This window comes from Desulfovectis peckii, from assembly GCF_055391705.1.
In genome coordinates this window covers 1,747,072-1,761,168 of the sequence record NZ_AP042409.1, presented here as the reverse complement: position 1 = coordinate 1,761,168, position 14,097 = coordinate 1,747,072, and the positions used below count along the sequence as shown (strand labels likewise).

Below are 14,097 nucleotides of genomic sequence, written 5' to 3'. Positions count from 1 at the left end.
TATCCAGATGCCGTTACCAAGTTTAGCACAGGCTAAATCCGGTTTATTTAAAAACAGCGATATTGTTGTAGCAGCAATGATTGTCAGCATTGTTTTGCTGATTATTATCCCCTTAAGCCCCAATGTGCTTGATTTTCTGCTGGTGCTCAGTATTACTTTGGGGTTGATTATCTTATTAATTACTATGTTTACTACCGAACCGCTGCAGTTTTCGGTTTTTCCCAGTTTGCTGTTAGTGACCACGCTTTACCGGTTAGCGTTGAACATTTCCGCTACCCGATTAATTTTAGGTGAAGCGGCAGCGGGTAAAGTAATTGAGGCCTTTGGCAATTTTGTGGTCGGCGGCAACTATATTGTCGGTGCAGTGGTATTTGCGATTATTACGGTGATTCAGTTTGTGGTAATTACCAATGGTTCCGGCCGGGTGGCGGAAGTGGCGGCACGTTTCACTCTTGATGCCATGCCGGGTAAGCAAATGAGTATTGATGCGGATTTGAATTCCGGCTTGATCAGTGAAGATGAGGCCCGGTCACGGCGCGAACGGCTGCAGCGTGAAGCCGACTTTTTCGGTGCCATGGACGGTGCCAGCAAATTTGTACGCGGTGACGCCATTGCCGGGGTGGTAATTATCTTTATCAACATTATCGGCGGTTTGGTTATCGGTGTGTTACAGCACGGCATGCCTATTGAACAAGCGGTAAGAAGATATACTTTATTAACCATTGGCGACGGTTTGGTGGCACAAATTCCTGCCCTGTTAATTTCTACCGCCGCCGGCATATTGGTAACCAGAGCTACATCGGATAATAGTTTTGGTAAAGACCTTACCAAGCAGTTTTTACATTTTCCCCGAGTGTTGGCCATAGCGGCGGGAATTTTGTTTGTCATTGCTTTAGTGCCGACAATGCCGAGCTTTTTGATTTTGGCTTTGGCGGGCGTAGTTGGCTATTCGGCTTATGTGCTGCACAAAGATAAAAAGAAAAAAGCCTTGCAGGAACAAGAAATTGCGGCGCGGAAAGCGCAGGAACAAAGGCGTCAACCGGAGAATGTATTATCGTATCTCCAAGTTGATACTTTGGAGGTGGAAATTGGTTATAACTTAATAGCCCTTACTGATGAAAGTCAGGGCGGTGATTTATTGCAGCGTTTGGCTGCGGTACGGCGGCAGTGTGCGCAGGAAATGGGTATGTTAGTGCGGCCGATTCGCATTCGGGACAACATGCAACTGCCACATAACCGCTATGTCATTAAAATTCGCGGTGTTGAGGTGGCTTCGGGTGAACTGATGCCCGGACATTATTTGGCGATGGATCCGTTAGGACAGGCAACTGATATTAACGGTATTCCCACTAAAGAACCTACTTTTGGCTTGCCGGCTTGGTGGTTGGATGAAGGGGAAAGAGAAAATGCCGAACTTAACGGTTTGACGGTGGTAGACAGCAGTACGGTATTGGTTACTCACCTTACCGAGGTAATAAAGGCCCATGCCGATGAATTGTTGGGCCGTCAAGAGGTAAAAGAGCTGTTAGATGCAGTGAAAGAAAAATCACCGGCGGTTGTGGATGAACTGGTGCCGGATTTAATGACATTAGGTGAAATTCAAAAAGTAATGCAAAATCTGTTGCGTGAACGGGTACCGATTAGGGATTTGGTAACCATTTTAGAAGCCCTTTCTGATGGAGCGCGGATTAATAAAGATGCGGATTTTTTAACGGATTTTGTGCGTCAAAGGTTAGCCCGTACTATTTGCCAGCAGTTTATCAGCATTGATCATGTAAGCGGTGCTAAAAAAATATCGGTGATTACCCTGCATCCCCGCTTGGAAGAATTAATCGCAGATTCCGTTCAACCTACTCAGTTGGGCTTGTACCCGCTGTTGGAACCGAACCAAGCTAACGCTTTGCTGGATGCGGTACAAAATGCCGTTGAGAAAGTGACGCTCAAAGGGATTACTCCGGTACTGCTGTGTTCACAAAAAGTAAGGCTTCCGTTAAGAAGGCTGCTGGAAAGATATATGTCTAATGTGGCGGTAATTTCTTTAAATGAGATAATTCCCGGTGTAGAAGTAGAGGCAGTGGGGACGGTGAGTATTGATTGATTATTAAAAAATATGTTGTGGAGCAAATGCAGCAGGCGATGAAGCAAATTAAAGAGGAACTGGGCCCGGACGCCATTATTGTCAGCACGCAGAAAGTACGGGGCTCCGGTTTGATCGGGTTGGTGAAGAAAAAATTAGAGGTTACTGCTGTGTTAGATGAACCAAAGGAACTTCCTGCACCGCCTAAATTTAAACAAATTGCAGAACCTGCAGAGCCAAAACCCATCGTTTTAGACATTCAACCGGTACGAACGGTTGAAGAGCATCACAACCCCATTGTTTATGAGGCGGCAAACTTAATTCGCAGTCAAAATCAAACTGAGAACGGGAATGAAGAAGCAGAAAAGGATGCTGCCGCTCTGCTTTTACCTACCGAATTTAAACCGCTGTACGATGAAGCGGTGAACAGGTTGCAGGAAGAACAGGAAGGGGAGCGATTACCCGCTATGACGGAACAACCGTTAAATAAAACAGACCAAGCTTATAACAGTGACTTTAAGTATCGGTGGCGGAAAAAACTGATTGATCTTGATATTGATCGGGATATTGCCGAGAAGCTGCTTAGCGGTTTAGAAGCAGAAGTTAACAGCGGTACAGGGCAGCGGGATGATCTAACCAAGCTTGTTTTAATCGACAAGGTTACCGATTTAATCAAACCGGCTTATCAAGACGCAAAACAGCCAAAATTCATTGCCTTTATTGGGCCGCCCGGTGTAGGCAAAACTACTACACTGGCTAAACTGGCAACCCGTATGAAGCTTTTACAGGGCAAAAAAGTGGCTTTAATAACAGTATATACTTATCGCTACGGCACTGCCGATCAGTTAAAAATATACGGCGAGGCCATTGACGTGCCGGTGGAAGTAGTGATGACCCCGGCAGAACTGAGGCAAGCGACAGAGCGGCATGCCGATAAAGATTATGTATTGATTGATACTGTAGGGCGTTCATCAAAGAATACCGGCCATGTTTTGGAACTAAAGGGCTTTTTAGATACCATCGCCGAACCGAAACATATTTACTTGGTCTTAGGTGCTCCGACTAAGGAACGGGATTTGTTCCGCATGATCAAGGATTTTCAAATAGCTCATTATAACGGATATATCTTCACAAAAACCGATGAAACGGAAACATTGGGCTCCTTGTTGAATGTCGTGGCTAAAACCGGCCTTCCGGTTTTGTATACTACCTACGGTCAGACCATTCCTGATGACATTGAAATCATGCAGCCTCGTAAATTAGCCCGGCTAATATTCAGGAGTGTTGACCGGCATGAAGAGTACGATTATTAAGAAGGCGCAAGAAGAATTTTCAAATAATCGGCAGTTTGCCGTCAATAACTCGCCGCGCGTAATTGCTTTAACCAGCGGTAAAGGTGGGGTAGGCAAAACCAATATTACCGTTAACCTGGGAACTGCCTTAGCCGCTCTTGGCTACCGGGTGGTGCTGTTTGACGCTGATTTGGGTTTAGCCAATGTAGAAGTGGTATTGGGTTTAGTCCCCCGCTATACATTGTATGATTTTTTATACCGCGGCAAATCATTGCAGGATATTTTGCTTGCCGGACCAAACAATTTAAAAATTATATCCGGCGGTTCGGGTTTAATGGAGCTGGCCAATTTAAATAATCAAGCACTTTTAAGCTTGCGCGATGCCATTAAAGAGTTTGAAAGTGATGTGGACTTTGTGTTGGTGGATACCGGTGCCGGTTTAAACAAAAACGTATTGGCATTTGTCGCGGCCGCTCAAGAAGTGATAATTGTGGCTACTCCCGAACCGACTTCAATTGCTGACGCTTATGGCTTAATTAAGGTGTTGGCTAAGTACGAAGTGCATGATAAAGTGAAAATAATTATCAACCGGGTAGAAAGAAAAAAAGAGGCGGATGAAACCTTTCGTAGATTGCTGGTGACAGCCGAACGGTTTTTGCCAAACATGACCGTAGAATACATGGGTACTATTCCGGAAGACAGTGTTGTTGTAAAAGCGGTAAAACAGCAGCAGCCCTTTGTTGTCTACAAACCGAACAGTGCGGCCAGCGAGAGCGTGCGCCGGATGGCGGCCGGACTTGTGGGTGGCCGGCCGCAAAAAAGTGGCGGTCTAGTAGGTTTTTTCAGCCGTCTGACCCGATTATTCAGTTAGGAGGAGCTATAAATGGCTTTAGAACTAAAGATCGGGCAGAAGATAACGGTAAAGCGGAAAAGTGAAGATATTGAATATGCGTCTGCAATTCAAAACATTCAAAATGACATAGTTTACATCAACATACCTTATCATAAAAGCAACTCTTTAGTTTTAATGCATAATGAACCGATTATTGTAAAATTTTTGGCAGATGATGCGGCTTATGTTTTTGAGTCAGTTTTTCTGGGGGTGCATCAAGAGAGTAAAAATTTACGCTTATATAAAATCAGTGCACCGGATTTGTCTGCCGTAAAAAGGGTACAGCAGCGGCGTTTTGCGCGGGTACCGATTATGCTCGATGTAAAATACAAATTACCCTCTGAAGAAGAGAAAAGAAAAGGAATTACAGTAGACTTGAGTGCCGGCGGTATGAAACTGGCGGTGAAAAAACCTGTGCCGGTAGATATGGTGCTGGAACTTAGTTTTCAAATACATGCCCGGGGAAAAACAATTGATATAAAGATAAAAGGCCAGGTAGTGCGCTGTCATGCCAGTGATGAGCACGACAGTGTTTATCATTTGGGTATTAAGTTTTTAGATTTAAGCCGCAATAAAGAAGATTTGATTTGTTCCTTTGTATTTGAAAAGCAAATGGAACAGCTACGCAAGCTGTAAATTGGATGTGAGGCCATGGAACTTAAAAAAATGTGGGATGATTTATTGATAAATCAGAGTTCCGAAGCCAGAGAGAAAATTATTATCGCCTACCTGCCACTGGTACGAAATATAGCCGGTCGACTGGCAGTGAAAGCACCCCGCTTTATGCAGCAGGAGGATTTGGAAAATTACGGTGTAATAGGCTTGATGGAAGCTGTGGATAAATACGATCCGAAGATGGGCGTGGGCTTTGAAAGTTTTGCTTATTACCGCATCCGCGGGGCAATATTGGATGAAATTCGACGGGCAAGTTGGGTGCCTAGAAGTGTTTGGCAGCGCCAGCAGGCTATTAAAGCCGCCCGGGAAAAAATAGAGCAGACCGGTATGTCGGTTACCGAAAATGCACTGGCGGAAGAAACCGGTCTGTCAGCGAAAGAAGTGCGCCGCTTAAACCGGCAAGTCAATGCAGCACAAATTTATTCTTTGGATGAGGAAATAAATGATGCCACAGGAAACAGCATGCAACGCACCGATTTGTTAGCAGATCCGTACAGTCCGGATCCGCAGAATTTACTTGATGAAACTGAAGAGAAACGCATACTGACGGAAGCGATTTCGTTACTAAGTGAGCGTGAGCAGCTGCTTTTGGCCTTATATTATCAGGAAGGATTAACCTTAAAAGAAATCGGCGAGGTTTTAGAAATATCGGAATCTAGAGTGTGCCAACTGCACGGTCAAGCGATCAAAAGGCTGAGAAAAATAATTAAGCAGTTAACTGATGGATAACTAAAGGTGGTGAAAGTGTCAGTGCGGGGAATTTATAATATTTTAAGCGGCATGAATGTTCAGCAGGCTCGCTTAGATGTGATTACTAACAACTTAGCTAATGTTAATACAAATGGCTATAAAAGTGAGCAGGTGCTGTCGAAAACCTTTGGAGAAATACTGTTGGGTTACCGCGGCCCGCTGCATAAAGGCACTGCTGTGGTAGGTAACACCAACCTGGGTACGGTAATTTCACAAGTAGCAGTAAATAAGAAGCAGGGCCAGCTGGTAAGTACCGGTAACTTTACTGATTTGGCCTTGGAAGGCCCGGGGTTCTTTGTGGTATCTGCTGACGGCGAACAGCTTTATACCAGAAACGGTTCTTTTAGCGTCAACAGTGAGGGCTACTTAGTTACCGCCCAGGGTTATTTGGTGCAGGGTGAATCCGGGCCGATTAAGGTAGGCGATCAGGAATTTACGGTGACGGAAGAGGGCACCCTGCTGGTGGATGGCAAGCAGATTGGTAAATTGAGTATTGTAGGCGTTGATCCCGAGGACGAAAGCGGCTTGCGTAAAGTAGGCGAAAACTATTTTGCCGCCAATGGCAGTTTGCAAACCGGTGAGAAGCCAAAAGTAAGACAGGGATATGTGGAAAAATCCAATGTTGATGTGTTGAACGAAATGATCAATTTGATTAATGCCCAACGGAGTTATGAAGCCGGTCAGAAGTTAATTCAAGCTCAGGATGAGTTGCTGGGCAAAGCGGTTAACCAAATCGGCAGTTTGAGATAGAGGTGAAAAAGTATGCTGAAGGCATTGCAAACCGCCCGTTCCGGGATGGCGGCACAACAGCTGCAAATGGATATTACTGCCAATAATCTGGCTAACATAAATACCACCGGTTATAAAAAAGATAAAGTCGAGTTTGCCGAGTTAGTAAGGCAGCGGTTAGGGCACAGCGGTCTGCCGGTAGTTCCTGCAGACCGGGCGGCGGTGCCGGAAAGCGGTTCCGGAACCCGTTTGAGCGGTATAGATAAAGTTTTTACCCAAGGTCAGTTGCAGCAAACTAAACGTCCGTTAGATTTGGCCATCAACGGCCCGGGGTTTTTTGTCGTTTCTCCTACCGGTGCCGAGGCTGATCGCTACTATACCAGAGACGGTGCGTTTTATCTAAATGAAGAAGGTTATTTAGTTAATGCTGCCGGATATAGGTTATTAGGCAGAAATAGGCAGGGTAATTTACAGCCCATTCGGCTGCAACTGAATAATGAAGCCGGCAAAGTGCTGCAATCAATTAGTGTGACCGCTGACGGCAAGATTACCGCTTTAGACGCAAGTGGCAGGGAACTGAGATTTACCGGCAATGTTGACACCGTGGCAGTGGTTAGATTTGCCAATAATGCCGGCTTGGCTGCTGCCGGAAACAATTTATACGCTGCAACTGCTGCTTCCGGTCAACCGGAGTATATAACGGAAGCATCAGTGGTTTCCGGTTATTTGGAAGCTTCTAACGTGGATTTAGCTGAAGAAATGATCAAAATGATTGAGGCGCAAAAGGCTTATGCTCTTAATTCCCGTGCCGTACGTACTGCTGATGAGATGTGGGCTGCCGCCAATAATATCAGAAAATAATATAATATATATGGAAAGGGAGCCATTTAATGGAGCCTGCGAAAGTTGTTAAAGAAATACAAGTGGGAATTGCAGATTATAAAGTTGCTACCGCTCCGAATAAATTAATTACCCTTGGATTGGGCTCTTGCATTGGTTTGAGTCTTTACGATCCCAAGTTAAAAGTCGGAGGGTTACTACATATTATGCTTCCCGACAGCACACAGTTTAGTAGGGTTACTAATCCGGCCAAGTTTGCTGATTTGGGAATTCCGGTAATGGTTAAAGCATTACTGCAAAGAGGTGCGGTAATTAACCGTTTAGAGGCTAAGTTGGTGGGGGGAGCACAAATGTTTTCCGGAGCGGATGAGAAATTTATGCTTAATATTGGCAAGCGTAATGCTGAAAGCACGTTGAAAATCCTTAAAGAAATGAATATTAAAGTTAAAGCTAAAGAAATAGGCGGCAACCGTGGCCGGACGATGATTTTAGATTTAAATAACGGTCAAGTAACTATCCGCACTATTGGTACTGCTCTTAAGGTGATTTGACATGGAATTTGCTGAATTTAAAATGCAAGTGTATAAAAATTTTGGCCTGGATCTGAACAGTTATAAAGAAAACCAGCTGAAACGCCGGCTGGATAACCTGCTGTTCAGATACCAAATGAAAGATTATCGGGATTTGCTTGACAAAATGTTAAGGGATCGCCAAGAATACATAAAATTTTTGGATTACTTGACGATTAATGTATCAGAGTTCTTTCGCGATGCCAAAATGTTTCGCTTTTTAGAGCAAGAGGTTCTACCTGGCTTAATTGCCGGCGGACGGCGGTTAAGAATATGGAGTGCAGCTTGTTCTAACGGTGCAGAGCCGTATTCGGTAGCGATTATTTTAGACGAGCTGACTCCGCAAACAGTTCACCGGATTGATGCAACTGATTTAGACCAAACTATTTTAAAAAAGGCTAAAGCCGGTGTATATACCAATGATGTACTGAAAAATGTCAGTGAGGAAAGGTTAAAAAAGTATTTTACATATGTGAACGGTAAGTATTTAATTAATCAGAAGATTAAAGATATGGTAACCTTTAGACAGCACGACTTGTTAAGTTCCAGGTATCCACATGGTTATGATTTAGTGCTATGTCGCAATGTGACTATTTACTTTACTCGCGAAGCTCAGAACAAGGTTAATCGGCAGTTTGCGAAATCACTGTTACCGGGCGGCTACTTGTTCATAGGCGGAAGTGAAACTATATTCAACCATGCAGAACTTGGGTTTAAAAGAATAGCCCCGTGCTTTTACCAAAAGGTGATTTCTTAACCGGTTACGGCACAAAAGGAGTTGATGAATGGTGGATACAAATCATAAGCCGCTGTCAGATACGCATTTAGATGTTTTAAAAGAAATTGGCAACATTGGGTTGGGTAACGCTGCTACATCATTGGCTGAAATGTTAAACAAACGCATTGGTATGGAAGTGCCCAAAACAAAGTTTGTATCAATGGAAGAAGCAATGAACATGGTGGGCGGCTTAGAGGAAATGGTTGCCTGTGTTACGTTGAGACTTACCGGGGATATTCCCAGCCAAATTTTGTTTGTCTATAATATGGAAAGTGCACTTAACTTAGTGGACATGCTGATGGGTTTGGAAAAAGGCACAACAAAGGAATTAGATGAAATGGGTGAGTCAGCGGTAAAGGAAGTTGCCAATGTGCTGACCGGTTCTTTTTTAGCTGCCATCAGTTCTATGACCGAAATGAAAATGAAACCCACCGTACCTATGTTTGCCTGCGATATGTTGGGGGCGGTAGTCAGTACATCGTTGATTGCCGGCGGGTACGTTGAAGAACATATTTTAACCATCGAAACAGTATTGTTTGAAGCTGATACAAATATTAAAGGACATTTCTTTTTAATTACTGAAGAAAAAGCATTGAAAAAATTATTTGCTGCACTTGGATTAACAATGAAATAAAGCGGGAGGATGGTCTTGTGAGCAAAAAAATTTTGATTGTTGACGATGCAGCTTTCATGAGAATGATGATTAAAAACATAGTAGTAAAGTCCGGTTATGAAGTGGTTGGTGAAGCTGAAAACGGCGCAGTGGCAGTTGAGCTTTATAAAAAATACAAACCGGACTTAGTAACAATGGATATTACTATGCCGGAAGTAGACGGTATTCAAGCGGTTAAGGCGATTCGCGAGATTGACCCCAATGCCAACATCATTATGTGCAGTGCTATGGGACAACAGGCAATGGTAATGGATGCCATTCAAGCGGGCGCCAAAGATTTTATAGTGAAGCCGTTTCAGCAAGAGCGCATTTTGCAAGCCATTGAACGGGTACTGAACAGATAGTTAAAGTGCCGCATGAAAGGAGGGTTAAGCTCTGTGAAAGATGTACTTTCGCAAGCAGAAATAGATTCATTACTGGAAAGCTTAATATCCGGCAAGGTAACCGCTGAGCAACTGGAAAAGGATACCGAGCAGCAGAAGCTTAAATCTTATGACTTTCGGCGGCCAAATAAATTTTCTAAGGAACATATTAAAACCTTGCACATGTTGCATCAAAGTTACGCCAGGTTACTTACAAATTTTTTGTCCGGTTTACTTCATTCCAGCATCCACATTGAAGTAGCTTCAGTAGGTCAGTTTACTTATGAAGAGTTTACCCGTTCAGTTGTTACCCCTACCCTGCTGACAGTATTTAAATACACACCTCTTAAGGGTAATGCCGTTTTAGAAACCAATGCTCACTTTTTAATGCCGCTGATTGACTTAATGCTGGGCGGACCGGGTGAAGCACCTGATACATTGCAGGAATTAACCGATATTGAATTAACGGTAGCCCGTGGAGTAATTGATAAAATTCTCAGTCAATTAACTGTGGTGTGGCAGGATATTGTTAAAGGCGCTCCGGAAATTGTCGGTATGGAGCAAAATCCCCATTTGCAGCAGCTGTTATCACCAAATGACATTGTGCTGGTAATTACCTTTTCTACCGTTATAGCTGAAGAAAATCGGGGATTAATGAATTTATGTCTGCCTTTCAACTTTTTAGAGCCGGTACTGTCTAAATTCTCAGTTAATCAATTTACTCAAATGCTTCAGGACAAAGAAGAAGAAGACATACGGGCTGTGGAATATTGGTTGAAGGCAGCGGATGTTGAATTGAGCGCATTGGTAGGTAATTCTACGATAAGTGTTAAAGACTTCTTGGAGCTGCAAATTGGAGATGTATTAATTTTGGATCGTAAACAAGGTCAAGATTTTGATTTATATGTGCAAGAACAATTAAAGTTTAAAGTGCAGGCTGGAACAATCGGGCAAAAAATGGCGGTACAGGTAGTATCACTGGCGGAGGAGGCTAGTAACTTTGACAGGTGATAAATTATTAAGCCAAGAAGAAATCGATATGTTAATGCGGAAACAAATTGGAGACAGTGGGCCTGATGCTGAGGCGGAGAGGGATAACAATGACTTAAATTATGACATGAAGGATGACCTGAATAATGACCTGAACAATGATCTGAATAATGATCTGGATAATGCCCCGTCGGCACAGGGAGAAGAAAAGCTGACAGCGAAAGAAAAAGATGCTTTGGGGGAAATCGGTAACATTTCTATGGGCACCGCTTCTACCGCTCTTTCTGAACTGTTGAACAAAAAGGTTAGCATTACCAGCCCCGAGGTATGGCTGGCGAACAAAAGAGAATTTCTTAGCTCATTTACTGTACCCTACTTAATTATAAAAGTAGAATTTATTGATGGGTTACAGGGATTTAATGTTTTGATCATGAAGGAGCATGATGCCAAGGTAATTGCTAACCTAATGATGGGTGGCGATGGCAGTACTGAAGGCAGCGAACTGTCTGAAATGGAAATCAGTGCTGCTTCAGAAGCAATGAACATGATGATTGGTTCCTCTTCTACTTCGCTGGCGCAAATATTTAACAAGCCAGTGAACATTTCTCCGCCGGTTTCTGTAGTGCTATATGATAAGAATATGGACACATCAGACAAAATACTGTCAAACGTCGATGATCAAGATACACTGGTAATAGTTTCCTTTAAAATGACTATTGAACAATTGATAGATACCGAAATTATGCAGGTAATGGGTATAGAAACGGCTAAAGAACAGGCGGATTTGCTTTGGAGAGGACTAAGGGGCATGGATGAAGTGGAAGCTGTGCCGCAAACGGAAGAAGTTAACATACCTGCATCAGACAAGGAATTGGACGAGCTGATTGACTCCCTTGCTGCAGAACCGCAGCCGACACCGACAGACTCCCAACCGGTTGCGCCTTCGCCGACTGCACCGCCGTCTGGTGTTTCGCAGCCTGCCAAAGCACAAACTGCTTCCGTGGAACCACCGCCGCGAAACTTGGACTTAATTTTAGATATACCGCTTAAGGTTTCAGTAGTACTGGGTAGGACAAGGAAATCGATTAAAGAAGTGATGGATATCGGCCCGGGATCGGTAATTGAGATGAATGCTTTGGCTGATGAGCCGGTGGAAGTACTGGTTAACGGCATGCTGGTAGCTGAAGGGGAAGTAGTGGTTGTAAACGAAAACTTTGGGGTGAAAATTACTAATATCATTAGCCCGGAAGAGCGCATTAAAAGATTGGCCAAATAGAAAATTGCTTGTAAGGGTAGGGAAGGACACCTACCCCTTTTTCTTTTTATGCGCAAATTTTAATTCAGCCATTTATGTAACTTTTACCGAATCCAAGATTTCGTAAATGTAACATTGCTTTTGGGCACCAAGGCATTTTACGCTTCGTAAAGAAAACTTAGCTTCCGTTAAGCCCGTTGATATGCTCCCCTTTGAGTAGGCACCTGAAATAACAAAAATTCAGGACTACTTAAAGGGGAGTTTTCTATGGGGACAAAAAACATCGGTTACGAAGAGAAATTAGAAGCAGGCGAAAAGTGCCTGCGAGGTGAAGGAAACGGAATGCCTCCCATAACATACCGCCAACTGCTTGAAAATGCGGCATAAAAAAACCGGGCCCTATTTTTTTAGGAGTCCGGTTAAAATAGTTAGATAGTACAAATACGCCGGCTTTATAAATGAACGAGCTCAGCCGCCTCCGGCGGCGCCGGGCGGCCGTGTACATTCGTCCTTAATTATTAATCAGAGAAAGTGAACTCGCTAGTGCTCAAACAGTCCTCGGCGCTAATTCTTCGGCGGCTTCGCTCTTTGAATTAGCCGACTATCGTTTGCAAAGGTCAAATGCCTTGGCGCCCTAAGCACAGTTATGTTTATTGCAACGTTTCCTACATGTCGGCGTGAAAGTTGCTACATACATTTTATCGGTAATATTATCTTTGGCCGGTGGGGTTCCATCACTTGACCGTTCCGCTTATCAGAACTAACGACACGGTCAAGCCTGTGCCCTACGAATTACAAGCAATGTTGCCTTTCAGACCCGCCCATTTTTTGTTTGTTAACAACGCCGTCTAAAACTTATTAATCACCAAACCGGTGATCAACTTCGGATAAAAATAGGTGCTCTTTTGGGGCATTTTTTCACCGCCGATGGCAATGGCTGTTAATTCATCTACTTGTGTCGGGTTCATCAAAAATGCCATTTGGTATTCGCCGCTGTCTACCGCTTTTAATGCTTCTGTTTCATCATGGGTGTATGCCAGTTTTGTTTGGTTAGCCATATCTTCACCGCTGATGCCCAGCAATCTCTCTAAAATAGTCGTCTGTAGTACGGTAACGTCTAGACCCTGCCAAGCCAGTGATCTGTGCTCGCTCCGGCCCACTAAGCGATCTAAAGTATTCTCGCTATCCAGTGTAATGGCATAACCTTGGCCATTGCCGGCGTACAGGCCAAAGGCGTTGAAGTGAAAAGTGCCGCTGCCGACATCTAAACCTCCCCGGCGATATATTAAGTCTAAAAATTCTTTAATGTTGCTGCCGTTAGGGTCTACGGCAAATTCTTCTACCCGAAAGTCTTCAGCCAGTTTTTTGATAAATTTTTTTAATTTAAAGCGCTCAATATTTTTTACCAAGCGGTGAGTGGGGAGAATTACCAGCCCCGGGTCATATAAGTTAACCAACACAAACATAACGTAATCAAAGGGCTGATCGCCCGGCTCACCTGTTAAGCCCAGTTCTTCGCGGCGCAGGTCGCGGTATTTTAATGCGGTTTCATAACGATGATGCCCGTCCGCAATAAAGATATTTAGCCGCTCCATTGCTTCTTGAATTTGGCTGATGGTTTGCGGATTGTCAATGATGTGTAAGCGGTGGGTAATGCCCTGTTCATCAACAAATTCACACAACTGTTTTTCATTGCTGATATCTTCCAGTATTTTGTCTACTGTTTTGCCGTAATCGGCGTACAGTCCGAATAACGGGCTGATATTGGCTGCACAAGCCTGCATTAAGGCCAAGCGATCTTTTTTGTGCTTGGGCATTGTTTCTTCATGAGGCAAGATTACCCCTTTTTCATAGGGTTCAATTTTTACGTTGCAGATTAACCCGGTGCGCACTTTTTCTTCGCCCTTAATTTGATAGAGTTGTTGGTAGCGGTACATTACCGGCTTATCCTCCGGCAGCAGTATTTTTTCTTCCAACCATTTTTGCAGTGTTTCGGCCGCACGGGTGTAGCGGTTGTTGCTTTCGCTGTCTTCGGCAAATTGTTTTCCGTATTCCAAGCGAATAATATTATAAGGGTGTTTGTCGTAATATTTTTCTTGTTCTTCACTGCTGATGACATCATAGGGCGGTGTGACTACCAACGACAAATCATCAACTTTAGCCGGATTGTAGCGCAACCCCTTAAAAGGCATGACAACGGCCATAAAAAACCCCC

The 14,097-nt window shown here is 43.8% G+C and carries 14 protein-coding genes; 13 read left to right on the top strand and 1 reads right to left on the bottom strand.

The genetic code is table 11. The features are described 5' to 3' along the window. Positions 1-7 precede the first annotated feature (7 nt). The 13 genes from flhA to fliY are packed head-to-tail and all read left to right on the top strand — an operon-like array spanning position 8 to position 11,903. Entirely contained in the window at positions 8-2,098 is a 2,091-nt protein-coding gene (flhA, locus tag ACZ5NG_RS08670; RefSeq protein ID WP_464251418.1) for a flagellar biosynthesis protein FlhA, read from the top strand. Then, positions 2,095-3,390: a flagellar biosynthesis protein FlhF gene (gene flhF / locus ACZ5NG_RS08665; protein ID WP_464251417.1), complete on the top strand. Its 1,296-nt coding sequence runs from the start codon at positions 2,095-2,097 to the stop codon at positions 3,388-3,390. Before flhA ends, flhF begins: the two co-directional genes overlap by 4 nt. Continuing rightward, a complete protein-coding gene (locus ACZ5NG_RS08660; protein WP_464251416.1) occupies positions 3,371-4,240 on the top strand; it encodes a MinD/ParA family protein in 870 nt (289 codons plus the stop codon). The genes flhF and ACZ5NG_RS08660 overlap by 20 nt, the downstream gene beginning before the upstream one ends. Positions 4,241-4,252: 12 nt before the next feature. Further along, on the top strand, positions 4,253-4,897 hold the full coding sequence (locus ACZ5NG_RS08655) for a flagellar brake protein (protein WP_464251415.1): 645 nt from the start codon (positions 4,253-4,255) through the stop codon (positions 4,895-4,897). Positions 4,898-4,912: 15 nt separating this feature from the next. After that, on the top strand, positions 4,913-5,665 hold the full coding sequence (locus ACZ5NG_RS08650; RefSeq protein WP_464251414.1) for a sigma-70 family RNA polymerase sigma factor: 753 nt from the start codon (positions 4,913-4,915) through the stop codon (positions 5,663-5,665). Positions 5,666-5,686: 21 nt separating this feature from the next. After that, entirely contained in the window at positions 5,687-6,436 is a 750-nt protein-coding gene (flgF, locus tag ACZ5NG_RS08645) for a flagellar basal-body rod protein FlgF (protein ID WP_464251413.1), read from the top strand. A 12-nt stretch (positions 6,437-6,448) separates the two neighbouring features. Beyond that, entirely contained in the window at positions 6,449-7,276 is an 828-nt protein-coding gene (locus ACZ5NG_RS08640) for a flagellar hook-basal body protein (protein WP_464251412.1), read from the top strand. Between the two features lie 29 nt (positions 7,277-7,305). Continuing rightward, a complete protein-coding gene (locus ACZ5NG_RS08635; RefSeq protein ID WP_464251411.1) occupies positions 7,306-7,806 on the top strand; it encodes a chemotaxis protein CheD in 501 nt (166 codons plus the stop codon). Between the two features lies 1 nt (position 7,807). Next, on the top strand, positions 7,808-8,581 hold the full coding sequence (locus ACZ5NG_RS08630) for a CheR family methyltransferase (RefSeq protein ID WP_464251410.1): 774 nt from the start codon (positions 7,808-7,810) through the stop codon (positions 8,579-8,581). A 28-nt stretch (positions 8,582-8,609) separates the two neighbouring features. Beyond that, positions 8,610-9,236: a chemotaxis protein CheC gene (locus ACZ5NG_RS08625; protein ID WP_464251409.1), complete on the top strand. Its 627-nt coding sequence runs from the start codon at positions 8,610-8,612 to the stop codon at positions 9,234-9,236. 17 nt (positions 9,237-9,253) lie between these two features. After that, on the top strand, positions 9,254-9,619 hold the full coding sequence (locus ACZ5NG_RS08620) for a response regulator (protein ID WP_464251408.1): 366 nt from the start codon (positions 9,254-9,256) through the stop codon (positions 9,617-9,619). Between the two features lie 33 nt (positions 9,620-9,652). Then, positions 9,653-10,648: a flagellar motor switch protein FliM gene (gene fliM, locus ACZ5NG_RS08615; protein ID WP_464251407.1), complete on the top strand. Its 996-nt coding sequence runs from the start codon at positions 9,653-9,655 to the stop codon at positions 10,646-10,648. After that, positions 10,638-11,903 carry a flagellar motor switch phosphatase FliY gene (gene fliY, locus ACZ5NG_RS08610; protein ID WP_464251406.1) on the top strand — a complete coding sequence of 422 codons (1,266 nt, stop codon included), beginning with the start codon at positions 10,638-10,640 and terminating at the stop codon, positions 11,901-11,903. The genes fliM and fliY overlap by 11 nt, the downstream gene beginning before the upstream one ends. 827 nt (positions 11,904-12,730) lie before the next feature. Here fliY and ACZ5NG_RS08605 read toward each other — a convergent pair. Then, positions 12,731-14,086: a DUF1015 domain-containing protein gene (locus tag ACZ5NG_RS08605; protein ID WP_464251405.1), complete on the bottom strand. Its 1,356-nt coding sequence runs from the start codon at positions 14,084-14,086 to the stop codon at positions 12,731-12,733. Positions 14,087-14,097 lie beyond the last annotated feature (11 nt).

Coding starts and splice junctions, on each gene's coding strand:
- flhA (WP_464251418.1), top strand. CDS start 8: ATGCCGTTACCAAGTTTAGCACAGGCTAAATCCGGTTTATTTAAAAAC.
- ACZ5NG_RS08660 (WP_464251416.1), top strand. CDS start 3,371: ATGAAGAGTACGATTATTAAGAAGGCGCAAGAAGAATTTTCAAATAAT.
- ACZ5NG_RS08655 (WP_464251415.1), top strand. CDS start 4,253: ATGGCTTTAGAACTAAAGATCGGGCAGAAGATAACGGTAAAGCGGAAA.
- ACZ5NG_RS08650 (WP_464251414.1), top strand. CDS start 4,913: ATGGAACTTAAAAAAATGTGGGATGATTTATTGATAAATCAGAGTTCC.
- ACZ5NG_RS08640 (WP_464251412.1), top strand. CDS start 6,449: ATGCTGAAGGCATTGCAAACCGCCCGTTCCGGGATGGCGGCACAACAG.
- ACZ5NG_RS08635 (WP_464251411.1), top strand. CDS start 7,306: ATGGAGCCTGCGAAAGTTGTTAAAGAAATACAAGTGGGAATTGCAGAT.
- ACZ5NG_RS08630 (WP_464251410.1), top strand. CDS start 7,808: ATGGAATTTGCTGAATTTAAAATGCAAGTGTATAAAAATTTTGGCCTG.
- ACZ5NG_RS08625 (WP_464251409.1), top strand. CDS start 8,610: ATGGTGGATACAAATCATAAGCCGCTGTCAGATACGCATTTAGATGTT.
- ACZ5NG_RS08605 (WP_464251405.1), bottom strand. CDS start 14,086: ATGGCCGTTGTCATGCCTTTTAAGGGGTTGCGCTACAATCCGGCTAAA.